The sequence below is a fragment of the Microvirga sp. TS319 genome, from assembly GCF_041276405.1.
Taxonomy (GTDB): Bacteria; Pseudomonadota; Alphaproteobacteria; order Rhizobiales; family Beijerinckiaceae; genus Microvirga.
The window spans coordinates 2,928,352-2,949,814 of the sequence record NZ_JBGGGT010000002.1; the positions used below are offsets into that span (position 1 = coordinate 2,928,352).

General features: G+C 64.7%; 19 protein-coding genes and 1 pseudogene. 9 read left to right on the forward strand and 11 right to left on the reverse strand.

Going from position 1 to position 21,463, the window contains the following annotated elements; all coding sequences use genetic code 11:
- Positions 1-199 precede the first annotated feature (199 nt).
- A complete protein-coding gene (locus AB8841_RS23330; protein ID WP_370438150.1) occupies positions 200-1,999 on the forward strand; it encodes an AsmA-like C-terminal region-containing protein in 1,800 nt (599 codons plus the stop codon).
- A 426-nt stretch (positions 2,000-2,425) separates the two neighbouring features.
- Here the strand turns inward: AB8841_RS23330 and AB8841_RS23335 are convergent, their stop codons facing one another.
- From AB8841_RS23335 to AB8841_RS23345, 3 genes are read right to left on the reverse strand one after another with little or no spacing between them, the layout of a single operon-like run.
- On the reverse strand, positions 2,426-3,226 hold the full coding sequence (locus AB8841_RS23335) for an ABC transporter permease (protein WP_370438151.1): 801 nt from the start codon (positions 3,224-3,226) through the stop codon (positions 2,426-2,428).
- Positions 3,223-4,128 carry an ABC transporter permease subunit gene (locus tag AB8841_RS23340; RefSeq protein ID WP_370438152.1) on the reverse strand — a complete coding sequence of 302 codons (906 nt, stop codon included), beginning with the start codon at positions 4,126-4,128 and terminating at the stop codon, positions 3,223-3,225. The genes AB8841_RS23335 and AB8841_RS23340 overlap by 4 nt, the downstream gene beginning before the upstream one ends.
- A gap of 2 nt (positions 4,129-4,130) precedes the next feature.
- The gene (locus tag AB8841_RS23345) at positions 4,131-5,300 is read right to left on the reverse strand and encodes an ABC transporter ATP-binding protein (protein ID WP_370438153.1); all 1,170 of its coding nucleotides are present in this window, start codon (positions 5,298-5,300) and stop codon (positions 4,131-4,133) included.
- A gap of 226 nt (positions 5,301-5,526) precedes the next feature.
- Here AB8841_RS23345 and AB8841_RS23350 point away from each other — a divergent pair, with 226 nt between their 5' ends.
- From AB8841_RS23350 to AB8841_RS23370, 5 genes are all read left to right on the forward strand, one after another.
- The gene (locus AB8841_RS23350; protein WP_370438154.1) at positions 5,527-5,955 is read left to right on the forward strand and encodes a MarR family winged helix-turn-helix transcriptional regulator; all 429 of its coding nucleotides are present in this window, start codon (positions 5,527-5,529) and stop codon (positions 5,953-5,955) included.
- Positions 5,956-6,109: 154 nt separating this feature from the next.
- Positions 6,110-7,678: an MFS transporter gene (locus AB8841_RS23355; RefSeq protein WP_370439350.1), complete on the forward strand. Its 1,569-nt coding sequence runs from the start codon at positions 6,110-6,112 to the stop codon at positions 7,676-7,678.
- A 21-nt stretch (positions 7,679-7,699) separates the two neighbouring features.
- Positions 7,700-8,806: an HlyD family secretion protein gene (locus tag AB8841_RS23360; RefSeq protein WP_370438155.1), complete on the forward strand. Its 1,107-nt coding sequence runs from the start codon at positions 7,700-7,702 to the stop codon at positions 8,804-8,806.
- 136 nt (positions 8,807-8,942) lie between these two features.
- Complete coding sequence (locus AB8841_RS23365; protein ID WP_370438156.1) at positions 8,943-9,092, forward strand: hypothetical protein; 150 nt, start codon at positions 8,943-8,945, stop codon at positions 9,090-9,092.
- A gap of 66 nt (positions 9,093-9,158) precedes the next feature.
- Positions 9,159-9,653, forward strand: a complete 495-nt coding sequence (locus AB8841_RS23370) for a DUF2267 domain-containing protein (protein ID WP_370438157.1) — start codon at positions 9,159-9,161, stop codon at positions 9,651-9,653.
- Positions 9,654-10,255: 602 nt separating this feature from the next.
- Here the strand turns inward: AB8841_RS23370 and AB8841_RS23375 are convergent.
- Complete coding sequence (locus AB8841_RS23375) at positions 10,256-11,848, reverse strand: DHA2 family efflux MFS transporter permease subunit (RefSeq protein WP_370438158.1); 1,593 nt, start codon at positions 11,846-11,848, stop codon at positions 10,256-10,258.
- 17 nt (positions 11,849-11,865) lie between these two features.
- On the reverse strand, positions 11,866-13,080 hold the full coding sequence (locus tag AB8841_RS23380) for an HlyD family secretion protein (protein WP_370438159.1): 1,215 nt from the start codon (positions 13,078-13,080) through the stop codon (positions 11,866-11,868).
- Positions 13,081-13,221: 141 nt separating this feature from the next.
- Here AB8841_RS23380 and AB8841_RS23385 point away from each other — a divergent pair, with 141 nt between their 5' ends.
- Entirely contained in the window at positions 13,222-13,905 is a 684-nt protein-coding gene (locus AB8841_RS23385; RefSeq protein WP_370438160.1) for a TetR/AcrR family transcriptional regulator, read from the forward strand.
- Between the two features lie 115 nt (positions 13,906-14,020).
- On the opposite strand, the gene AB8841_RS23390 is transcribed toward AB8841_RS23385, so the two are convergent.
- A complete protein-coding gene (locus tag AB8841_RS23390) occupies positions 14,021-14,707 on the reverse strand; it encodes a Crp/Fnr family transcriptional regulator (RefSeq protein ID WP_370438161.1) in 687 nt (228 codons plus the stop codon).
- 75 nt (positions 14,708-14,782) lie between these two features.
- The gene (locus tag AB8841_RS23395; RefSeq protein ID WP_370438162.1) at positions 14,783-14,917 is read right to left on the reverse strand and encodes a hypothetical protein; all 135 of its coding nucleotides are present in this window, start codon (positions 14,915-14,917) and stop codon (positions 14,783-14,785) included.
- 124 nt (positions 14,918-15,041) lie between these two features.
- Here AB8841_RS23395 and AB8841_RS23400 point away from each other — a divergent pair, with 124 nt between their 5' ends.
- Both AB8841_RS23400 and AB8841_RS23405 read left to right on the forward strand, forming a co-directional pair.
- Positions 15,042-16,919 carry an ABC-F family ATP-binding cassette domain-containing protein gene (locus tag AB8841_RS23400; protein ID WP_370438163.1) on the forward strand — a complete coding sequence of 626 codons (1,878 nt, stop codon included), beginning with the start codon at positions 15,042-15,044 and terminating at the stop codon, positions 16,917-16,919.
- Between the two features lie 2 nt (positions 16,920-16,921).
- A pseudogene (locus AB8841_RS23405) lies at positions 16,922-17,113 on the forward strand (MFS transporter); the annotation flags it as partial.
- A gap of 113 nt (positions 17,114-17,226) precedes the next feature.
- Here AB8841_RS23405 and AB8841_RS23410 read toward each other — a convergent pair.
- From AB8841_RS23410 to AB8841_RS23425, 4 genes are all read right to left on the reverse strand, one after another.
- Positions 17,227-17,607, reverse strand: a complete 381-nt coding sequence (locus AB8841_RS23410; protein ID WP_370438164.1) for a hypothetical protein — start codon at positions 17,605-17,607, stop codon at positions 17,227-17,229.
- Positions 17,608-17,610: 3 nt separating this feature from the next.
- Positions 17,611-19,200 carry a S10 family peptidase gene (locus AB8841_RS23415; protein WP_370438165.1) on the reverse strand — a complete coding sequence of 530 codons (1,590 nt, stop codon included), beginning with the start codon at positions 19,198-19,200 and terminating at the stop codon, positions 17,611-17,613.
- A gap of 85 nt (positions 19,201-19,285) precedes the next feature.
- The gene (locus AB8841_RS23420; RefSeq protein WP_370438166.1) at positions 19,286-19,738 is read right to left on the reverse strand and encodes a DNA polymerase III subunit chi; all 453 of its coding nucleotides are present in this window, start codon (positions 19,736-19,738) and stop codon (positions 19,286-19,288) included.
- 62 nt (positions 19,739-19,800) lie between these two features.
- Positions 19,801-21,291 carry a leucyl aminopeptidase gene (locus AB8841_RS23425; protein WP_370438167.1) on the reverse strand — a complete coding sequence of 497 codons (1,491 nt, stop codon included), beginning with the start codon at positions 21,289-21,291 and terminating at the stop codon, positions 19,801-19,803.
- Positions 21,292-21,463 lie beyond the last annotated feature (172 nt).

Sequence of the window (21,463 nt, forward strand, 5' to 3'; positions counted from 1 at the left end):
GAATGCTTCCTCCCGGGCATATCCCTATCCCCTCGCATCATTGCAACGATATAAGCCGATACGGTGCAATCTGGCCTCAATTTAGACAATCCCTTCCTATGGATATATGAGATCAATTGCTTATTCGCCCCGCCGCCCACAGAACGCTTATTTTTCAGCCCTTGCGGGACGGAGCACAAGGTTTAAACACTACAAAGCTATGTCCCGCCGCGTCACCCTCCTCATCGCGCTGTTCGCCCTTGCCCTCGTCGGAGCAGCGGCCGCCCCCTGGACCCTGAGGGAGAACGGCCTGTCGTCCGCCCTCTCCGACCATATGAAGAAGCGCTACGGACTGGACCTGACGGTGAGCGGCCGCAGCACCTTCGCGGTTTTGCCGATCCCGCGGGTCAAGTTCGAGAACGTGACGCTGCATTTCCCCGATCAGGCGCTCAAGGCCGAAGGCGGAACCCTGCGCGGCGAGATCCGGATCCTCCCCCTCTTGTTCGGGCGGGTCGAACTGTCCGATTTCGACCTGAGCGACAGCAGGATCACAGCCTCCGCCCAGGCGCTTCAGGGCCTGAATTGGGGCGATGCGTTCAAAAGCCGCTCTCGTGCGCTGCATGCCCGGCGCTTGGTCCTCAATCACACCAAGATCCAGTGGGCCGACCTGAAGAACGCCGATCTCGACGTCGCGGAACTCGTGATCCGCTGGGTCGGCGAGAACGAGCCGCTGACGGCTTACGGCAACGCCACATGGCGTGGCGAGCGGGTGATCCTGTCGGAAGCCTCCATTCATCCCGACCGCCTCGCCTCGGGCGGCATCAGCCCAGTCAGATTAGCGATTGCCGCTCAGTCCGCCCGCCTGAACCTGGAAGGCGACGCTCAGCTCGGCGTCAATCCGGGAATGACCGGCGAAGGCGCCATTGAAGCGCGATCCGTGCGGGACTTCGCCCGCTGGAGCGGCGTGAAGCTGCCCTTCGGGCCTCTCGTCCGGGCCTTTTCCGTCAAAGGGGACTTCTCCTTCGACCGCCGTCGCCTGTCCTGGCCCTCCGCCACGGTGAAACTCGGCGATGACAAGCTGGAAGGCACCATGGCGGTTCATTTCGACACGGAGCGCCCCGTAATCACGGGAACCCTCGCGGCGGACGACCTGGATCTGACCGACCTCTTCGCGCCCTTCGCCCAGGCCCGCACCTCGTCGGGAGGCTGGAGCGAGGATCCCCTCGACCTCACCGGAGTGACCGGCAGCGATCTCGATCTGCGTCTGTCGGCATCCTCGGCCCACCTGGGCAAGCTGCGCGTCGAGGACATGGCGGCGAGCGTTCTCGTCCGCCCCGGGGAAATCGAGGCCTCGATCAGTCGCGCGGGCTTTCACGACGGCAGCCTGAAAGGCCGCCTTTCGCTCGCCTCCGCCGACGGAGCCACCGAGTTCAAGAGCCAGGGCACCTTCACGGGAATCGAGATCGCTCCGTTCCTGAGCAGCGTCGGGGAGCCGCGCTGGATCACCGGGCAGGCTCAGGGACAGTTCGCCTTCGAGGGCCGAGGCAAGAACCCGGTCGAAGTGGTCCGGCAGGCTCAGGGGCGCAGCACGATCACCGTGCGCGATGGCGAGCTCGTCGGCATCGCCCTGGGCGATGCCCTGAAGCGCGTGGAGAAGCATCCCCTCCTCGCCTCCCTCAACTGGAAGGGCGGACGGACTCCGTTCAAGGAGGCCCAGGCGCAGATCGTCGTGCAGGACGGCATCGGCGAAGTCATGGAAGGCAAGCTCAAATCCGCCGACCTGACCGCGGAGCTCAAAGGCGAGGTGCTGATGGTGGACCGCACGCTCAACCTGAAGGCGGAGGTTTCATCCACCGCTTCCCCATCCTCCGCCCTCGCATTCGACATCGACGGCGGATGGGACGATATCAACGTCATGCCCGACGCCCGTTCCCTCATCGAGAGATCGGGCGCCGCGAAGCCCCTGCTCCCGATCCACGCACCGGCTGACCGGCTGGCGCCGGAGGCTGCCGCTCACTGAGCATCGGACGTGCAATCGAACCCACATCCGATGCCGTCAATCTATGGTCTCGAGCATCTTTCCACGCAAAAGTGGAATCCACTTTTGAGATTGGATCCGATGCTCCCGTCTTAGAGGAGCGCATCGTTTGAGCGGACCCGAAGGGCCGCGTCAGCGAATACCGGGTTCACTTTTCGCTAGAGCCTTTTCCGCAAAAGTGGATGCCGGTTTTGCGAAGAAAAGGCGTCTTTCTCAAACAACAAAGGCCTTTTCCGTGAACCGAAGTTCATGGAAAAGGCTCTAGAGCATCGGGCGCGGGAAGTGGATTTGCACTTTTGGGATCGATCCGATGCTCTCTTCTTGGAATGAGCGCATCGTTCTGGCGAAAAACCGGGTCCACTTTTTCGCACGATGCGCTCGCGCGACCCGCTGGGTCCGCACGATGCGCTAGGCCTCGCGCCGGGAGCGCAAGGCCGAGCGCTTGCTGATCAGGGTCGCCGAAATCACGCCGAGCGTCACAAGGCCGATCAGGATCGTCGAGGCCGCATTGATCTCCGGAGAGAGACCGAGACGGACCTGGCTGTAGATCTTGATCGGCAGCGTCGTCGCGCCCGGCCCCGTGTTGAAGCTCGCGATCACGAGATCATCGAGCGACAGGGTGAAGGCGAGCAGGAAGCCCGCCACGATGGAGGGAGCGATCAACGGCAGCGTCACGGCGAAGAAGGTGCGCAGCGGAGGCGCGCCGAGATCCATCGCGGCCTCTTCGAGCGAGCGGTCGAAGGTCGCAAGTCGCGCCTGAACCACGACCGTGACGAAGCACATGGTGAGCGTGGTATGGGCGAGCGTGACGGTCCAGAAACCGCGATCGAGATCGACGGCCACGAAGAACAGCAAGAGCGACAGGCCTGTGATGACCTCCGGCATGACCATGGGCGCGTAGATCATGCCGGTGAAGAGCGTTCGCCCCGGAAAGCGTCCGTAACGCGTCAGAGCCAGCGCCGCGAGGGTACCGAGCACCGTCGCCATGCTGGCGGACAACAGCCCGATCCGGAGCGTGACCCAGGCCGCCCCCATGAGGGCTTCGTTGCGGAACAGCGCTCCGTACCATTGCGTCGAGAAGCCGCCCCACACGGTCACGAGCCGCGACCCGTTGAACGAATAGACGACGAGCAGCAGGATCGGCAGGTAAAGGAACGCGAAGCCCAGAACCAGGGACGTGACGTTGAAGACACTCAGGCGCCGGGTCATGGCCGCGCCTCCATGCGGCGCGCCTCGACATCGCGATAGATCACGATGGGCACGACGAGAATGATGAGGAGCAGGATGGCGACGGAAGAGGCCAGCGGCCAGTCGCGATTCGAGAAGAATTCGCTCCAGAGCTGGCGCCCGATCATGAGCGTTTCCGAGCCGCCGAGCAGATCGGGAATCACGAACTCGCCAACCGCCGGAATGAAGCAGAGAAGAGATCCGGCGATGATGCCGGGCATGGCGAGCGGCACCGTGATCGTCCAGAAGGAGCGCCATGGCGGGGAGCCGAGGTCGAGCGCCGCCTCCAGCAGCGTGTCGTCCATCTTCTCCAGCGTGGCGTAGAGCGGCAGCACCATGAAGGGCAGATAGGCGTAGACGATGCCGATATAGACCGCCCATTCCGTGTTGAGGATCTCAAGGGGCTCGGAAATGAGCCCGATGCCCGTGAGCGCCTGCGTGAGCAGGCCCTCGGGCTTCAGGATCGCGATCCAGGCATAGATACGGATCAGGAAGCTCGTCCAGAACGGCAGAATGACGAGGGCTACCAGAATCAAACGATGCCGCTCCGGAGCTCGCGCCATCCCGTAGGCGACGGGGAAGCCGACGAGCAGCAGCAGCACCGTCGAGATCGCGGCGATGCGGACGGACGACAGCGTCGCCCGGAAGTAGAGATCGTCCTGCGTCAGCATCTCGAAATTCTCGAGATCGAGCGCGCTGAAGAAGCCCGCGATGTCGCTCCATTCGAAGATCGGTTTGTAGGGAGGCTGGGCGACGGCCGGATCCGACAGGCTGATCTTGAACACGATCAGGAAGGGCACGAGGAAGAACACGCCGAGCCAGAGATACGGCACGGCGGGCACCAGACCTGCGGCCAGCCGCTTGGTGAAGGAACGTTCTTTCATGGCTATTCCGCCAGAATGACCGCCGCCGCCGGCGCGAACGTGACATAGACCTGCTCGTCCCAGTCGATGGGGTTCTCCACGAATCGGGAGACGTTCGCGCAGGAGACGCGCAGGATTTCGCCGGTCGCGAGGCGGATCCGGTAGACAGTCCAGTCGCCGAGATAGCCGATATCCCAGATTTCGCCGGTGAGCACGTTCACGGCCTCGGGGCCCGGCTTCTCGCGCCGGACGGTCATTTTCTCGGGCCGCACCGCGATGGCGACCGCCTGACCGGAATGCAGCACCTCGTCGGGATCGTCGATGGTCAGCGGCATGTCCGCGGAAGGCGATTTCACGTGCCAGAGGCCGTTCTCCTGTCCCTGCACATGGCCTTCCAGGATGTTCACGTCGCCGACGAATTCCGCGATGAAGCGCGTCTTGGGCTGCTCGTAGATCTCGCCCGGCGTCGCCACCTGAACGATGCGGCCGTGATCCATGACCGCGATGCGGTCGGCCATGGTCATCGCCTCCTCCTGGTCGTGCGTCACTACCACGAAGGTCATGCCGAGCTCGTGCTGGATGTCCATCAGCTCGAACTGCGTCTCCTCGCGAAGCTTCTTGTCGAGAGCGCCGAGCGGCTCGTCGAGCAGGAGAACCTTCGGCCGTTTCGCGAGCGCGCGGGCGAGCGCGACGCGCTGACGCTGGCCGCCGGACAGCTGGCTCGGGTAGCGCCTGGCGAGCTTCTCCAGCTGCACGAGGCGCAGCATCTCGCCGACCCGGTCGGAGATCTCGGATTTGGACAATCCGTCCTGCTTCAGACCGAAGGCGATGTTCTTCTCCACGCTCATGTGGGGAAAGAGCGCATAGGACTGGAACATCATGTTCACGGGACGGCGATAGGGAGGCACGCCTTCCAGGCTCTGACCCGCCAGGGTGATGAGGCCCTCGGTCGGGAACTCGAAACCGGCGAGCATTCGCATCAGGGTCGTCTTGCCGCAGCCCGAGGGGCCGAGCAGACAGAAGAATTCGCCTTCGAAGATGTCCAGCGTCAGGTGATCCACCGCCACGGCGTCGCCGAAGCGCTTCGTCACGTTCTCGAAGCGGATCAGCGGCTTGGCATCGGGATCGGCCCAGGGAGCGAAGGTGCGGCGCACGGCGCCGACGGAAGCGGATTGGCGGACTGGAGGAGGCAAGATGTTTGTACTTCGGCCTTTGGTTGGAAAGATCCGCGCAAGCTATGACGTTCGGCGCGCAAGAACAACAACTTAAACACCGGATTTCCACCACTCGGACCCGCGCCGGGCGGTGTACGGGCAACCGCAACGCCGCAGCCGGGAGCTTGAAATCGAACCGAGATAAGTTTATAGAGTGCGCATATTATTAGCACCCTATCAATATGCCCCCTAACGAAGCGCAACCATGACGGCGAAGACGACGTTCTCAGAGGAACTGTGGAAGGTCAGCCGGAAGATGCGGACCCTGTTCGACGCCCGGGTCCGCGCCGAGGGACTGACCCTGCCCCGTGCCCGCACGCTGATGTTCCTCGGCAAAAAAGACTGCATGACCCAGACGGAGCTTGCGGATGCACTGGAGATCGAGGGACCGACCCTTGTTCCCCTTCTCGACGGGCTGGAAAAGCAAGGCCTCATCGAGCGTCAGCCCGTCGATGGAGACCGGCGGGCAAAGCAGATCGCCCTGACCCCGACGGGCCAGGAGCAGGCCGCTCACGTCAACGGTCTCGTCAGAGACTTCCGCTGCGACATCCTGAAGGATGTCAGCGATGCCGACCTGAAGGCCGCCATCCGCGTGTTCCACGCCATGTCGCGGAACATCGAAGCCGCGAGCTGATGGTGGTGCATCTCCCATGACAGCGGTTCCCAGCAATCGCAGGTTCGGTCCTTCGCTGCCTGACACCGAAGACTCCGAGACCGTGCCCCCGCCGGAGCCTGCCGAGCGTCAGGAGCCGCAGGCGCCGCCCACCCCTCCGGCGGCACCTGCTCCCATGCCGGCGTATCGGGCAGCCCTCTACTTCATCACGTCGGTGCTCCTGTCCCTGACACAGGGCCTGGGAATGAACCTGATCACGGCCAACCTGCCTCAGATCCAGGGCAGCCTCGGCGCGACGACGAACGAATCCATGTGGCTGGTCGCGGCGTATCTGGCGCCGAATGTCAGCCTCTCCGTCATCCTCATCAAGGTGCGCAACCAGTACGGACTGCGCCGGTTCGCCGAGCTCGGCATCCTGGGCTTCGTGCTCGTGGCCGCGATGCATCTTTTCGTCAGCGACATGCAATCGGCGCTGATCGTCCGCTTCTTCAGCGGCATCGTCGCCTCCCCGATGTCGTCGCTCGCCTTCTTCTACATGCTGGAGCCCCTGCCCCAGGCGAAGAAGCTCGGCCTCGGCCTCAGCCTCGCGCTGACGAACACGACACTCGGCGCGCCCATCGCGCGCCTGGTCGCACCGGGCCTGCTGGAAATCGGCCAGTGGCACGGTCTCTATCTGCTGGAGGCCGGACTGGCCATGATGGCCTTCGCCGGCGTGTATACGCTGCCGCTGACGGCTCCTCCCCGCGCCAAGGTGCTGCATTGGCTCGACTTCGTCAGCTATATCTTCCTGGCCATCGGATTCGGCCTGACGGCCATGGGCCTGACGGTCGGGCGATTCTACTGGTGGTTCGAAGCTCCCTGGCTCGGCGCCATGTTCGCCTGCGCGATCGCGGCCCTGACCGTTGCCGTTCTCATCGAACTCAACCGGGAAAGCCCGTTCCTCGACATCCGCTGGCTCACCAGCAAGCAGACGCTCCACCTCGCGGGGGTGCTTCTGCTGTTCCGGTTTGCCCTGTCGGAGCAGACCAGCGGCGCCTACGCTTTCTTCCAGGCCCTGGGCCTGCAGAACGAGCAGCTCGGCACCCTCGCCTGGGTCATCCTGGCCGGCGGCATGGCCGGCGGCGTTGCCTGCGCGGCATTCCTCAAGCCGGGGCGCGAACCCCTGCTCCACATGCTCGCCCTCTGCTTCCTGACGATCGGCGCCTACATGGACAGCCAGGCCACCAATCTGACCCGGCCCGAGGAGATGTATGTCAGCCAGGCGCTCATCGCGGCCGCAGGCACGCTCTTCCTTCCGCCCGCCATGGCGGCCGGCATGGTGTCGGCGCTGCAGAAAGGGCCGAACTACATCCTCAGCTTCATCGTGGTGTTTCTGGCGACCCAAAGCCTCGGCGGCGCGCTTGGTTCGGCGGCGCTCGGTACCTTCGTCACCTGGCGCGAGAAGTTCCACTCCGCGGCCCTGGTCGAGCACATCACGCTGACCAATCCCGTCGTCGCCCAGCGCATCAGCCAGCTGTCCGGAGCCTATGGCCGCGTCCTGACGGACAAGTCGCTTCTGAACGCGGAAGGCTTGGCGCTGCTGAGCCAGCAGGCGACGAAGGAGGCCTATGTCCTGGCCTATAACGATGTCTTCCTGGTGATTTCCGTCCTGTCCGGCGTCGCCCTGGCGATCCTGGCGATACACCTTGCGATCCTCTCCATCGGCAGGCGGCTTTCTCCTGCTCCTCAACCCTCTGCCGGCTAACAGCCGTCCCGATTGACACCGATGCTCAAACTGTTTCGATCCGCCGCTTCCATTGCCGCCCTGATCCTTGGCATCGCCGGGGTCTTTCTGGTTCTCTATGCGTGGCGCCTTCCACCCTTCACGGGCACGGTGCAGACCACCGACAACGCCTATGTGCGCGGGCAGGTCACGATCATCAGCCCCCAGCTTGCGGGTTATCTCGCCGAGGTGGCCGTGCAGGATTTCCAGCATGTGAAAGCCGGACAGGTGCTGGTGAAGATCGACGACCGGATCTTCGAGCAGAAGCTGCAGCAGGCGAAAGCGACGCTCGCCAGCCAGCAGGCGGCGCTCGCCAATTCGGAGCAGAAGCGCCGGTCGGACGAAGCCCGCATCGCTTCGAGCAAAGCGCAGGTCGACAGCGCGAAGGCCGCCCTGACGGCGGCGGAAGCGAACTGGAAGCGCATCGAGCCGCTTTTGGAGCGCGGCGTGACCACCCAGAGCCAGGCCGATCAGGCGCGCGCCTCTCTCGATCAGGCGACGGCGGCCCTGCATCAGGCCGATGCGGCCGAGGAGGTGGCGCGCCAGGACCTGACCTCGACCCTCGTCAACCGTCAGTCGCTCGAAGCGGCGGTCCAGAGCGCGGAGGCCGCGGTTCATCTGGCCGAGATCGATCTTCAGAACACCCGCATCGTCGCTCCGCAGGACGGCCGTCTCGGCGAAGTCGGCGCGCGCGTGGGCCAATACGTGGCGGCAGGCACGCAGCTCATGGCCCTCGTGCCGGAGAAGGTCTGGGTCATCGCCAATTTTAAGGAAACGCAGCTTGCCGGAATGAAGGTCGGCCAGCCCGTCACTTTCACGGTGGATGCCCTCCAGCATGCCGAGCTCACCGGCCATATCGAGCGCTTCTCGCCGGCGGCCGGCTCGGAATTCAGCGTGCTCAGGGCCGACAACGCCACCGGCAACTTCACGAAGGTGGCCCAGCGCGTACCGGTTCGCATCGCCATCGATCCGAACCAGCCTCTCGCCGAGCGCCTCGCGCCCGGCATGTCGGTGATCGTGAGTGCCGACACCTCGACCGCAGCCTCCGATGTGCCCGCGACCGGGACGGCTCCGGGAGCCACGCCGCCGGCCCAGGTTTCGGAACAGTAAGGGCGGTTCACAAGGGCGAATCGCCACGCAAGAGGTCAGGACGCCGGGCCGAGTTTTTGACTCCTTTCAAGGCGATCGCCCGGGAACAACCCTTTGCCTGCATCGTTCCGGGATCATCGGCGGAAGGAGTTTCCAGATGCCCGGCAACCCCGACACCAGGCGCGACCCGATCGCCGGCGGCGATCCGGCTCGAAAGGCCGCGCAACGGGGCGACGTCTCGAAGGGATCACAGGGTCCAGCGCCCTCCGCCGAAAAGCAGAACTCCAACTCCAGCGCCACACCTTAAGTCCAGCGCGGGTTGACGCCGGCGGGCGCCGGGACCCGTCGGCGATTGGGACGATGGAGGTTCGCCATGAGCGCGACTGGTCTCGAAGTCTTCGACAAAACCCTTCACACGACGAATTCCTGGCTCAAGGAAATCATGAAGGCGCTCGGCACGGACCGGCATGTCGCCTGGCATGTCCTGGGCTCCGTTCTGCGGGCGCTCCGCGACCGGGTTCCCTTGGAGCTTACGGCCCATCTCGGCGCGGAATTGCCGCTTCTCGTGCGTGGGCTGCTCTATGACCGGTGGCATCCGGCTTCTTCGCCGGAGCATTACCGGTCGCTCGACGAGTTTCTCCAGCGCGTCGGGGAAGACCTGCGCTCCACCCGCCCGGTCGATCCGGAAGACGCGTGCCGCGCCGTCTTCGCCGTCCTGACGCGGCATCTTCCCGAGGGACAGGTGGAAAAGGTGCGGCATGCCCTGCCGGAGGACGTTCGCGCCATCTGGCCCACGAAAGCAGCGCTCGGCGACCGAACCCGCGTCGAGATCGAAATCGACGAGGCACGCCTTTCGCGCGAAGCGTAGGCCACGAATGCGATCGTGGAGAGTGCCATGAAGCCTGGCACGGAACAGAGGCCCGATGTCGCAAGCGGCACGGACAGGGCCAAGCCCGGAGAGGGCCGCCCGCCTCGGCTGGAAACCGATCGGCAGGCGGAATGGACTGTCGAGGACAGCGGCCACTTCGTCCTTCGCCTCGACCGGACGACCGGCGAGTGGTCCGGGGAACAAAGGAGGCTCGATGGCGGGGGGAGCACCAATCCGCTGTCCCCGCATGAGGTTTCCCTCATGGCGCGCCCACAATCTCCGGTTCAGGGATGGCACGCGGGCCGGATGACGGACGCAAACCAAGCTCATGAGGCCGGAGCAGCGTGCCGTCGAGGAGAGCCTTTACAGGCAATGGATCAGGCTGAAAAAAAGCCCGGCTCAAAGGCCGGGCTGGAGTTTTGGAGGTTCGACTGGAGCATCGGCGTGAAATCGAACTCACGTCGGACGCTTCAATATTCTGGTTGTGAGCATCTTTTCACGCAAAACCGGTTCCCACTTTTGCGCTCCGAACGATGCACCATCGAAGGAGTGGAGCATCGAATTGGATCCCAAAAGTGCGTCCGCTTCCCGCGTCCGATGCTCTAGTGCCCTCCGCCCCCCGAGGCGGCCGCGCGCGGCTTCTTGATGAAGGGCAAGGCAAGGATCAGGCCCAGGAACAGCACCGTCAGCAGCAGGAACACATCCGCGAAGGACATGACCATCGCCTCGCGCCGGACCATGTTGGACAGGCTCTTGATCGCCGCCATGCCGGCATCGGCACCGAGGGACTGGTACTTCAGGGTCATGGCGTTCATCGTCTCGACCGCCGTCGAGCGGCCCCAGTTCACGTTCTCGCGCAGCCGCTGGAGATGCAGGTCCAGGCGGTTGTTGAGAACCGTGTTGATGAGCGCGAGACCGACCGCGCCACCCAGATTGCGGGTGAGATTGTAGAGGCCCGATGCATTCTTGATGCGCTCCGGCGGCAGCGTGCCGAGGGCGATGTTGTTGATGGGCACCATGCAGATCATGAGGCCCACGCCCCGGAAGATCTGGGGCACGAACAGCTCCCAGAAATCCCAGTCCTTGGTGAGCCCGCTCATCATCCACGTCCCGAAGGCGAAGGCCGCAAAGCCGATGCCCATCATGACGCGGGGATCCATCTTGCGCGACAGGATGCCCGCGACCGGCGCCATGAAGAACATGGTCGCGCCCGACACGAACATGGTCTCGCCGATCTGCAGGGAGGAATAGCCGCGCACGCGACCGAGATAGACCGGGTAGAGATAGGTCAAGCCATAGAGGCCGATGCCCATGACGAAGCTGAAGGAGGAACCCGCCAGGAAGTTTCGGTCGGCGAAGGCGCGCAGATCCACGATCGGCTGCTTGGCCGTGAACGCCCGATAGAAGAAGCCCACCGCGCCGACGACGCACACGATGGTGAGGACGAGGACCAGCTCGTCCTGGAACCAGTCGTTGGTCGGGCCTTCCTCCAGTACGTATTCGAGGCTGCCGAGGAACGCCGCCATGAAGCCGAGGCCCGCCCAGTCGAAGCTCTTGAAGAGATCGAGATTGGGCTCGTCGAAATCGACCAGGATGAAGGTGGAGATCGTGACCAGGATGCCGGGCACGATGTTCACGAGGAACAGCCAATGCCACGAGAACAGGTCCGTCAGATAGCCGCCCAGGGTCGGGCCGATGGTGGGCGCGAGCGTCGCCACGAGGCCGATGATCGGCGAGATCACGGGCCGCTTCTCCGGCGGGAAGACCGTGAACGCCGAGGCGAACACGGTCGGGATCATGCCGCCGCCGATGAAGCCCTGCAGCGCACGGTAGACGATCATCTGGTCGATGTTGCTGGCAGTCGCGCACAGGAAGCTCATGAGCGTGAAACCGCCCGCCGAGATGACGAACATCCAGCGCGTGGAGAGCACCCGTGAGAGCGTGCCCGAGAGCGGGATCATGATCACTTCGGCGATCAGATAGCTCGTCTGGACCCAGGAGATTTCGTCGGAGGATGCGGAGAGACCCGCCTGGATCTCGGACAGCGATGCCGAGACGATCTGGATGTCCAGGATCGCCATGAACATGCCGAAGACCATGCAGAAGAATGCAAAGGTCCTGCGCGCGCTCACGGGCGCAGGCTTTGCGGCCGGGATGCCCGGCTTCATGGTCGTGACGGCGGCGGAAGCGGCCATGTCGGCTTGCTCTGATCTTATCGGGTGGCGTTGACGGTCTTCTGCGGCTCAGCGGATGTGCGCGTATCCACGTCGACGACGACCGAAAGACCGGGGCGCAGCAGACCCTGCTGGGCGACCTCGGGGCTCACGGTCACCCGCACGGGCACGCGCTGGACGATCTTCGTGAAGTTGCCGGTGGCGTTCTCCGGCGGCAGCAGGCTGAACACGGCGCCGGAAGCGGGAGACACGCTCTCCACCGTGCCGACGATATTCGCGTTCGGGAAGGCGTCGACCTCGATCTTCACCTTCTGGCCGGGCTGCAGATAGGAGAGCTGGGTTTCTTTGAAGTTGGCGTCCACATGCACGCTAGTCAGGGGCACCAGAGCGGCCAGGCGCGCGCCCGGCTGGACGAAAGTGCCGACCTCGACCGCCTTGTTGCCGACCACGCCGTCGGCCGGCGCGCGGATTTCCGTGAAGGAAAGGTCGCGCTGGGCCTTATCGACCGAAGTCTGCAGCTCGTCGGCGACGCGCCGAGCCTCGTTCTGCTGGGCAGCGAGAACTTCGACATTCGCCTTGGCGGCCGCGAGCGCCGCCTCGGCGCTCTTGACCTTCGCCTGGGCGCTGTCCCGGGAAGCCTTGGCGTTTTCGAGCGAGGCGCGGCTGGTGTAATCGGAACGGGCGAGCTGCTGCTGGCGCGCATAATCGCTCTCGGCGCGCTCGAGCTCCGCCTGCTCTGCCAGGATCTGTGCCTCGGCCTGCGTCGCGGAGGCGCGGCCCGCCTCGATCTGGCGGCCGATGCGCTCGATGGCGCTCTCCTGAGTGGCGAGCTTGTCCTTAGCCGCCTGCAGGGCGAAGCGATAATCGCCGTCGTCGATCTTGGCGATCAGATCGCCTGCCTTGACGCTCTGGTTGTTCGTGACGGCCACGGAGGAGACGTAGCCGGAGACCTTGGCCGACAGGATGGTGATATCGGCCTGAACATAAGCGTCGTCGGTCGAAACCATGAAGCGGCCGTCCGTCCACCAGTGATAGCCCTCGTAGCCGCCGAACGCCAAGGCGCCCAGCAGCACGACCGCGATCACCGGCTTCTTGCGGGACCTTTTCTTCGCGGGCGCAGCCGTATCCTGGGCCGGAGCACCTCGCCCCGCCTCGATCGCCTGTTCCGCTTCCTGAGCTTGGGCGGGCTGTCGATCCATGACGGGACCGGACATGCCCTGTCCGCCCTTCTCGAACTCATCCCGATAAGCCATCGAACCCTCTTCGCGACAACGCAAACCGCTCCGGCCGAAAGTTTCGATCCGTTCTTGCGGCATTAACTTATAATGACTAAGTGAGCCACATATGATTTGACCGAACCGTTCGGTCAATAGCCTGGAGGTGACAAAACGCACATGAGCGACCTGAAAGATTTCGCTCGCGCCGAAGCGGCCGTTCCCAGCGTCTCCCCGTCAACGGAGGAAGGACCGGAGAGTGCCAAGCGTCGCCAGATTCTGGAGGGTGCGCGCCGGGTTTTCCTGGCGAGCGGCTTCGATGGCGCCAGCATGGGCGAAATCGCGAAGGCGGCAGGCGTTTCCAAGGGCACGCTCTACGTCTACTTCGACAGCAAGGAAAGTCTGTTCTCTGCCCTGACGCTCGAGGAGAAGCAGGGTCTGGCGGAAGTTCTCTTCAAGCTGGACGCAGAGGATCCCGACGTGCGCTCCGTGCTCACGCGGCTCGGCCATACCTACCTGAGCCTTGTCGGCAACCCAGAGCATATTTCCTCCATCCGCATGGTCATCGGGGCCGCCGACAAGTTCCCGGCCCTCGGCCAGGCCTTCTATGAAGCCGGCCCCTGCCAGGGCGCGGCCCGTCTCGCAGCCTATTTCGACCGCCAGGTTCAGGCCGAGCGTCTGGCAATCGAGGATACCGGCATCGCCGCGCAGCATTTCCTCGACCTTTGTGTTTCCGGCATTCTGCGGCGCCTGCTCTTTGCCGTCAGCGGCCCGCCGACGCAGGACGAGATCATAACCAATGTGGAGAACGCCGTGCGCGTATTCTTCGCAGCCTATGGACCGGACGTGGGGAAGAGAGGCTAGAGCATCGGACGCGGGAAGTGGCATTGCACTTTGGGTTCCGATGCTTCCTACTTCGAAAGAGCACATCGTTCCTGCGAAAAACCGGGGCCACTTTTTCGCACGATGCGCCCGTGACCTAGTGATCCGCCCTCATGGCCTCGGCGACGCGGGCCTTCAGAACGTCCGGCTGGCGCAGGATCAGGGCTCCCCTCGTCCGCTCGATCAGCCCTTCGTGGGTCAGCATCGAGAATTCCCGGGTGATCTGCTCGCGGCGGCAGCCGATGCGGGCCGCGACGATGTGGTGGAAGGGCGGCGGGGTGATGACCCGTTCGACGCCCTTGTCGCCGCGCGGCACCGAAAGGCGCAGCAATTCCGAGTAGAGCCGGTGTCTCAGGTCGAGCACCGTCTGCTCCATGAACTTGGCGTTGAGCTCACGCAGGCGGGACGCCATGAGGCAGAAGAGACGTTCTGCGATGGGGCGATTCGCGAAGAGCAGTTCCTTGAACACTGTCGCCGGCATCACGCAGGCCTCGCCCCGTGTGAGCGCCGTCACATTCGCCGAGCGCTTGATTCCATCGAGGGCAGCCAGCTCGCCGAAGACCTCGCCCGGCTTCATCTCGTTGAGGATCACCTCCTTGCCCGAGGCCGTGCGCATGAGGACGCGCACCTCGCCCGACAGGAGGAAGTAGACGTCGGTCGAGAGTTCGTCGAAATCGACCAGAACCTCGTCCGGGTCGAAGCGACGCCAGTTGGAACGCGCCTCGAAGGGCGCCAGATCGAGATCCAGCCCCTTGAACAGATGAACATTGGCAAGTCGCGCCATGCCTTTTCCCCGACAGCGAACCCTGGCTATAACTATGTCACATTCTCGGACCGTCCAGGCCTGACGCTCAGCTTATCAGGCTTTGACGGTCCGGTCATTCGCAAGCCCGGCTTTTGCAGGGCAATTGCGCGTATCGACGACGAGACGGGCGACTGGGGCGGAATCGATGTCGGAGCCCAGGCCCCGAAAACCCATCCTGTCCGCCAGCATGAGAGCTCCATCGCTCTTCGGTTTACTGACAGGCCATCCCAAATCAACCCGCCCGAAAAGCCCAAGCTCGCTTTCCCGGCACCAAGCACCTTGCCAGCGCCATCGTCGCGGGCCAAAAGGCGGCATGCTCCACGTCAATGACCTGACCTATCGCATCGGCGACCGCCTGATCCTCGACCATGCCACGTTCAACCTGCCTACGGGCAGCAAGGTGGGGCTCGTCGGCCGCAACGGCGCGGGCAAGACCACCCTGTTCAAGATCATTCAGGGCGACCTGCCCACCGAAAGCGGCGCCATCACCCTGCCCCGCGGAATGCGGATCGGCGCCGTGGCCCAGGAGGCTCCGGGCGGCCCCGAACGCCTGATCGACGTGGTGCTGGCCGCCGACAAGGAACGCAGCGCCCTTCTCGCCGAGGCCCAGACGGCCGAGGGCGTCCGCCGCGCCGAGATCGAGATGCGGCTCACCGATATCGGGGCGCATTCCGCCCCCGCCCGCGCCGCCGCGATCCTGCACGGCCTCGGCTTCGACGCGGAGGCCCAGGAGCGGCCCTGCTCGGATTTTTCCGGCGGATGGCGCATGCGCGTGGCGCTCGCCGCCGTGCTGTTCACCGAGCCGGACCTGCTGCTCCTCGACGAGCCGACAAACTATCTCGATCTCGAAGGCACGCTGTGGCTCTACGACTATCTCGGGCGCTATCCGCATACGGTTCTCGTCATCAGCCATGACCGTGAGCTGCTCGACACCTGCGTCAATCACATCCTGCATCTCGACCGCGGCAAGCTCGCGATCTATCGCGGCGGCTATACGTCGTTCGCCAAGCAATATGCCGAAAAGCGCGAGCTCACCGCGAAGGCGGCGGCCAAGCAGGAGGCCGAGCGCAAGCACCTCCAGGCCTTCGTGGACCGCTTCAAGGCCAAGGCCTCGAAGGCGCGCCAGGCCCAGTCGCGCGTGAAGCGGCTCGCCAAGCTCGAACCCATCGCCACCATCATCGAAGACGATGTGCTGCCCTTCAACCTTCCAGGTCCCGAGCGTCCCGCGGCGCCCCCGCTGATCACCGTGGAGAGCGGCGCGGTCGGCTATGGCGAACGCATCGTGCTCGACCGCCTGAACCTCACGATCTCGCCCGACGACCGGATCGCGCTGCTCGGCTCCAACGGCAACGGCAAATCCACCTTCTGCAAGCTCATCGGCGGCCGGCTCGAGCCGATGAAGGGCGAGATGCGCACACCCTCGCGCATGGATGTCGCCTATTTCGCCCAGCATCAGCTCGACGAGCTGAATCCGAAGGCGACGGCCTATGACCATGTGGCCGAACGCATGCCGGAGGTGCCCGTCGCCAAGATCCGCGCCCGCACCGCCCAGATCGGTTTTCCGGGCGCGAAGGCCGATACGCCCGTCTCGGCCTTGTCGGGCGGCGAAAAGGCACGCCTTCTCATGGGATTGGCGGCCTTCAACGGCCCTCACCTTCTCATCCTCGACGAGCCGACGAACCACCTCGATATCGACAGCCGCACCGCGCTGATGGAAGCCATCAACGACTATACCGGCGCCGTGATCCTCGTCAGCCACGACCGTTTCCTGATCGAAGCCTGCGCCGAACGTCTTTGGATCGTCGGCAACGGCTCCGTGAAGCCCTTCGAGGGCGACATGGACGATTACCGTCAGCTCGTGCTGTCGGGGGATCTCGATCCGCAGAAGCAGAGCGACAGGCCGCTGGCTCCTGCCGCATCGAAAATCGACGAGCGCCGCGCCGCCGCGGAAAGACGCGCCGCCCTCGCGCCCCTGCGCAAGAAGCTGGAAGCCATCGAGGCGCGCATGGCCAAACTCACCGAGGTCATCGGGAAAGTGGATACGGCGCTCGGCGACGGCACCGCCTTCCTGAAGGATCCAGCGAAGGCCACGGAGCTTTCGAAGATGCGCGCCGAGGCGGCCGAAACGCTCGCCTCTTTGGAAGAGGAATGGCTGAGCGTGAGCGGAGACATCGAAGAAGCGAGCGCCTGATCATGCCGAACGAGGCGAAGCCCGGAACCGGGGTCGTACGGACGGCTCCATGGAGAGAAATCCCCAGCGGCGTCTGGGCTCTCGGCTTCGTCTCGCTGCTCATGGACATCTCGTCCGGGATGATCCACGCCCTCCTGCCGGTCTATCTCGTGACGGGCCTCGCGCTTCTGGCGGCCAGCGTGATCGCCGGGATTTTGTCGGACAAGGTCGGTCCGCAAGGCACATTCCTGGCCGGCGCGGCCTTCGCCGGAATGACGCTGGCCGGCCTGCTGCCGATTCGAGGGCGATTGAGGACGCAGAAGAGCCCTTAAGGCTTCACCATGCGGTCGAGCTTGTTGTTGACGAACATGTACAGCTCACGTCCGCCGGGCTCCGCATAGAGCACCTGTACCTCGCGCTGCCCCTTGCCGCTTTCGCCGACGAGCACGTCCGTGGCGGGCTTGCCCTTGAGACGCACGAGATCGCATTCGCCGATGCCGGGTTCGATGGCGGTGGCCGTGCCCGTCGACGGACCGGTGCAGCGGCCATCAGGGCCCAGCAGGGGTCCGTCGAAGGTGGGGCCCGACGGGGCCATGGCCACAGGAGCGGATGCGACGGGCGCTGCGATCTGGGGTGAGGAACTCGTGCCGTTGCAGGCGGACAGCCCCAGGGCGGCGAGAGCCGCGCATGCCAAAACCTTCAGACGCATCGATCACTCCCCATTGGCGGCGGCCCTGGCCTGCAGGGCTTCTTCGAAGAGCCGCTGCGCGTCCGTGCGGAACGCCTGCCGCGACGCCTGTCGCGAATAGAACATGTGGCCGCCCTCGTAAACACTCAAAGCCACACGCTTCTGAGGACCGAGATCGGGGAGCTGATCGAGGAGAAGCTGCGAGGCATAGTAGGGGGTCACGAGATCCGTGAAGCCGTGCGCGACGAGCACGCGCATCTTGCCGTCGAGGGCCAGAGCCTGCCGGAGCTCCTGGAGATTTTCCGGACCCGTCCGCCCATTGCCCCAGCGCCAGGACCCGCTGAGCGCGCCGTTCAGCAGATTGTAGCGCCCTTCCGCCTTGTAATTCAGCGTATCGGTCAAATGATGGATGATGGCGCTCGACAGGGGCGCGGTCATCGCATCGAGCACGGGATCCGCAAAACGGGGATACTGGCTGGTCGGGTTCGGGTCGGCAGCAGCCACATTCGTGTCGTAGGCGCTGACGATCTCCGATGCGCCGCGCCGCATTTCCCTCTGGACCGTACGCATGTCGATGCGGCCCGCCAGGCGCCGGACCAGGTCCGGATTGAGACCGCTCAGCTCCGCCACCCGGCGACTGATGCGCTCGACGGCCGCCTTGTCCTGCAGGCCGCGCACGAGATCCGTCAGGTACTCGCCGGACGCGTAGGCCTCGGCCTCCTGGAGCATCTGTCTGGAGACCGGTCCCTTTCGCGACAGCGCGGCCGCCGCGAGCGACGGCAGACGCGACGCGTCCGTCCACGGCGCGCCGGGGCCGCCTTCGAGCCAGTCGAAATCGAGAACCGGCGAGATGAGGACCAGCCCGCTCAGGCCGACGCCCTGGTCGCTCTGCAGTTTATGCGCCAGCAACGGCCCTCGAAAACCGCCATAGCTCTCGCCGACGAAGAACTTCGGCGAGGTGAGCCGGTTCTTCTCTTTCAGCCAGCGCATGACGAACGCCGCCAGCCCGTCGATGTCGCCCTGAACGGAATAGAACCGATCCCGCACCTGATCGCCACCGACCACGCGGCTGTAGCCCGTGCCCGGGGGATCGATGAAGACGAGATCCGTGAAATCGAGCCAGGTTTCCGCGTTGGGCACGAGGGACGGCGGCGCGGACGGGCTGATTGTCGGTCCATCGAGCGGGAGAAGCCACGGCCCGATGGCGAGAAGGTGCAGATAGGCGGAGGATGCGCCCGGTCCGCCATTGATCGCGAATGTGATGGGCCGGGTCGCGACATCGGCGCCATCCTTCGCATAGGCAACGAACCCGATCTCGGCCTGCGGCGCACCCTGCTGGTCCGTGAGCGTCAGGTGCCCCGCCGTGGCTGTAAACTGAAGCGTCCGTCCCGGAAGCTCGAGCGTGTGACGTGTCACCGATTCCGGCGGCAAGCTCGGAGCCGGCCCCTCGGGCCGTGACCTGCGCCCGTCCTGTTGGCCTCCCTGCTGCTGCTGCTGCTGTTGCTGCGGCTGGTGCTGCTGTTCCTGCGCCATGGCGGAGAGAGGCGCGGCGAGAGGCACGGCGAGCGACAGGCAAAGGGCGGCTGCGGTGGGCAGGCAAAAGGCTCGAAGCATGGCGGTCATCCTTGTGGCCTTCGGGAAACTGGAGAGTGGGCCGGCGGTTGCAAGCCGCCGGACGATGAACATGTCGTGTTCGCCTTCAGGCCTTGCGCTGCCACCGGCCGTGATCGTCCTGCTGCCAATAGGTGGCATCGTGTCCGCCCTCCTTCACCGCGCGCCACTGGTCGCGCGCGATGGCAAGCGCCTGCCGATCGTTGCCGTCGAACAGGATCGCGAGCCGCTGATAGGAGGCGATGTCGCCCGGAAGGTCCGCTCCCTCCACGAGGAAGCGGATCGCGGCTCCATTGGGGTTGTCGCCGCTCAAGGTGATCAGGATCGGCTGATCCGCCGCATGGGCCTCGCGGTCCGTGCCATGCGGCAGGAAGCTCTCGTCGGAAAAGGTCCAGAGATGATCGTCGAGCGCGGCCATGCGCTCTTCGGTCGTCACCTGCACCACGGCGCGCCAGCCCCGCTCCAGGGTCTTCATGAGCAGCGTGGGCAGCACCGCTTCGAGCGGCTGCTGCTGGAGATGATAGAAGAGGACCTCGGCCATCGACGCCTACATCCCGTTGCAGATCAAAATATTTGCGGGAAACGCGAGGTCCTCAAGCACCGTTAACCCTCGTAATGGTCGCGCACGAGACGGTCGAGCAGGCGCACGCCCCAGCCCGAAGCCCATCCGCGGCTGATCTCGGTCTGCGGCGAACCCATGGCCGTGCCCGCAATGTCGAGATGAGCCCAAGGCACATCGTTGACGAAGCGCTGGAGCAGAGCGGCCGCCGAGCTCGACCCCCCGAAACGGCCGCCCGCGTTCTTCATGTCGGCGAATTTGGACTCGATCAGCTTGTCGAATTCCGGGCCGATGGGCATGCGCCACACGCGCTCGCCGGTCGCCTTGCCGGCCGCGGTCAGGCGCTCGGCCAATTCGTCGTTGTTGGAGAACAGACCCGCGTATTCCTGCCCGAGCGCGACGAGGATCGCCCCGGTCAGGGTCGCAAGGTCGATCATGAATTTGGGCTTGAACCGGTCCTGCACGTACCAGAGCACGTCCGCCAGCACGAGACGGCCCTCCGCATCCGTATTGATGATCTCGATGGTCTGTCCCGACAGGGTGGTGACGATATCGCCAGGACGCTGGGCGTTGCCGTCCGGCATGTTCTCCACAAGGCCGATGGCTCCGACCACGTTCGCCTTCGCCTTGCGGCTCGCCAGCGCATGCATGAGGCCGACGACGCAGGCCGCTCCGGCCATGTCGCCCTTCATGTCCTCCATGCCGGCCGCAGGCTTGATCGAGATGCCGCCGGTGTCGAACACCACTCCCTTGCCGATGAAGGCGATGGGCTTGTCGCCGGCCTTGCCGCCGTTCCAGCGCATCACTGCCACGCGCCCGCCGCGCGCCGAGCCCTGCGCCACGCCGAGAAGGGCCCCCATGCCGAGCTTTCTCATGGCCTTGTCGTCGAGCACCTCGACCTCGACGCCGAGCTTCGTGAGCTCCTGGGCCCGGGCCGCGAACTCCTGGGGTCCGAGCACGTTCGGCGGCTCGTTGACGAGATCGCGCGCCAGCGTGATGCCCTGCAGGGCGCCCTCACGGGACTTGTAGACCTTCTTGACGGCGGCGGGATCGGCGACGCTCAGGACCAGGCGGGCCGCGCCTTTTCGATCGTTGTCGTCCTTCTTCGTCTTGTAGCGGTCGAAGCTGTAGCGGCGAAGCTGGATGCCCAGAGCGATATCGGCCACCGCCTCGGGTGAAACTTCGATCCCGGGCAGACCGACCATGACGGTCGCGGCCTTGCCGTTGACCTTACCGGAGACGAAGCCGCCCAGCTGGACGAAATCCACATCCGCCCGGTCCTTTTCACCCCCGACCCCGATCACGATCAGCCGGTCGACCGAGAGGCCGTTCGGCATCACGATCGTCATGGCGGATTTGGGCTTTCCCTTGAAATTCTCCGCAGCCGCGGCCTTGGCGATGAGGTCGACAGCCTTGGAGCCGATCTGCTTGGCAACCGCCGGCATCGGCTGGAGATCGTCCCCGACGAAGATGATGAGATCGCCGGACTCGACTTTACCGTACGGCTGGAAGTCGATCTTGAAGCTGTCGGCCATGAAACCCTCTTGCTTTGATAGGAGCGCCGGACTCGGGACGGCGCGCTCTTGGTGACCGCCATCATATAGGGCATGCCGGGGCCCGCCGTGAAATAGGCGCAATCTCAGGCTGTTGAAAACAGCCGTCTTGCCTTAAGACGAAGCGACAGGGTAACCCAGGACCTTCCCGCCG

Coding starts and splice junctions, on each gene's coding strand:
- AB8841_RS23340 (WP_370438152.1), bottom strand. CDS start 4,128: ATGAAAGAACGTTCCTTCACCAAGCGGCTGGCCGCAGGTCTGGTGCCC.
- AB8841_RS23410 (WP_370438164.1), bottom strand. CDS start 17,607: ATGCGTCTGAAGGTTTTGGCATGCGCGGCTCTCGCCGCCCTGGGGCTG.
- AB8841_RS23425 (WP_370438167.1), bottom strand. CDS start 21,291: ATGGCCGACAGCTTCAAGATCGACTTCCAGCCGTACGGTAAAGTCGAG.
- AB8841_RS23415 (WP_370438165.1), bottom strand. CDS start 19,200: ATGCTTCGAGCCTTTTGCCTGCCCACCGCAGCCGCCCTTTGCCTGTCG.
- AB8841_RS23365 (WP_370438156.1), top strand. CDS start 8,943: ATGCCCGGCAACCCCGACACCAGGCGCGACCCGATCGCCGGCGGCGAT.
- AB8841_RS23355 (WP_370439350.1), top strand. CDS start 6,110: ATGCCGGCGTATCGGGCAGCCCTCTACTTCATCACGTCGGTGCTCCTG.
- AB8841_RS23375 (WP_370438158.1), bottom strand. CDS start 11,848: ATGGCCGCTTCCGCCGCCGTCACGACCATGAAGCCGGGCATCCCGGCC.
- AB8841_RS23330 (WP_370438150.1), top strand. CDS start 200: ATGTCCCGCCGCGTCACCCTCCTCATCGCGCTGTTCGCCCTTGCCCTC.
- AB8841_RS23390 (WP_370438161.1), bottom strand. CDS start 14,707: ATGGCGCGACTTGCCAATGTTCATCTGTTCAAGGGGCTGGATCTCGAT.
- AB8841_RS23380 (WP_370438159.1), bottom strand. CDS start 13,080: ATGGCTTATCGGGATGAGTTCGAGAAGGGCGGACAGGGCATGTCCGGT.
- AB8841_RS23385 (WP_370438160.1), top strand. CDS start 13,222: ATGAGCGACCTGAAAGATTTCGCTCGCGCCGAAGCGGCCGTTCCCAGC.
- AB8841_RS23400 (WP_370438163.1), top strand. CDS start 15,042: ATGCTCCACGTCAATGACCTGACCTATCGCATCGGCGACCGCCTGATC.
- AB8841_RS23370 (WP_370438157.1), top strand. CDS start 9,159: ATGAGCGCGACTGGTCTCGAAGTCTTCGACAAAACCCTTCACACGACG.
- AB8841_RS23360 (WP_370438155.1), top strand. CDS start 7,700: ATGCTCAAACTGTTTCGATCCGCCGCTTCCATTGCCGCCCTGATCCTT.
- AB8841_RS23395 (WP_370438162.1), bottom strand. CDS start 14,917: ATGCTGGCGGACAGGATGGGTTTTCGGGGCCTGGGCTCCGACATCGAT.
- AB8841_RS23335 (WP_370438151.1), bottom strand. CDS start 3,226: ATGACCCGGCGCCTGAGTGTCTTCAACGTCACGTCCCTGGTTCTGGGC.
- AB8841_RS23420 (WP_370438166.1), bottom strand. CDS start 19,738: ATGGCCGAGGTCCTCTTCTATCATCTCCAGCAGCAGCCGCTCGAAGCG.
- AB8841_RS23350 (WP_370438154.1), top strand. CDS start 5,527: ATGACGGCGAAGACGACGTTCTCAGAGGAACTGTGGAAGGTCAGCCGG.